The sequence below is a fragment of the Elstera litoralis genome (assembly GCF_000963705.1).
In the GTDB taxonomy this organism is placed as follows: domain Bacteria; phylum Pseudomonadota; class Alphaproteobacteria; order Elsterales; family Elsteraceae; genus Elstera; species Elstera litoralis.
This window is the reverse complement of record NZ_LAJY01000775.1, coordinates 1-922: the sequence shown is the minus strand read 5'-3', so window position 1 is coordinate 922 and position 922 is coordinate 1. Positions and strand designations below refer to the sequence as shown.

General features: G+C 42.8%; 1 protein-coding gene and 1 pseudogene. One reads left to right on the top strand and one right to left on the bottom strand.

Annotated features, from left to right (window positions below; translation table 11 throughout):
- A partial coding sequence (locus tag VZ95_RS27620) for a hypothetical protein (RefSeq protein WP_232302770.1) occupies positions 1 to 218 on the bottom strand: 218 nt, incomplete at its 3' end.
- A 423-nt stretch (positions 219 to 641) separates the two neighbouring features.
- Between VZ95_RS27620 and VZ95_RS24540 the strand changes: the two are divergent.
- Positions 642 to 922, top strand: a pseudogene (locus VZ95_RS24540) (hypothetical protein); the annotation flags it as partial.

Genomic DNA, 922 nt, shown 5'->3' with positions numbered 1-922 from the left:
TCATCGAGATAAACCATTATATGCGTCTGGCAACTTGGACCATAATCCTTGTGCCAGCGAAAAGACGTAATCGGATCGGCATCCGGAAAAGCTTCCGAGAAGATCGCACAGCTAATCGAAAAATGCGCCTCAAAATAATCGCGAATTATCTCTGTTGTATGCTCATTCATAACACTCGCAATAATTCGATTAACTAAACCAAAAGAGGTCTCAGGCACAGAATGGTTTACAACGGAATATGCATCTTTAGTTTCCTTATCTACGACTTTACAGAATTTCTGATTTTTTTCAATTCGAATTGGTTGGAAATTTTCCTCCCATTCCTTCTTTAAAGACTCTATTTCGGTCTTATTTAAATTTCCTTTGATATGTATAATGCCATTCTTTTTGAGATCATTTGACCAAAAAATTATAATTTGGATTCTCTTTTTGAAAAATATCCTGGCATTTCTTATGAAAAATAGACCATATATCTAAATAATTATTATTTTCGATTTTTGAGAATTCTTCATCGGTAAATTCTATCTCGGAACCATTGTAGGCGATCGTGTAATACTTGCTCATAATGCTCTCCTTACTTTGAAAGGCTTTTTTACACCCACTCCCCCCTGCTAGGCAAGAGAGAGTGTGTTATTGAAAATATGCTCTCATCCTTCTCCCATAGGCAGGGGATTCAGGGCGAGTACGGCTTCCATCACGCCGGTATCATCCGCACTCACTTCCAAGTGAAAACCCAACTCCCGCGCCATTGTCAACATCGGCTCGTTCTCGGTGGCGGTTTCCCGGCGAAGTACCGTGCGAACATCCGCCCGGTGGAAGCCTATGCCGAAGGCGTGATGCAGGCGATGCGCAAGCATTTCGGCAATGCCATTCCGGAAATCATCATCGAGCCGGGCCGCTCGATGGTCGGCGATGCCGGGAT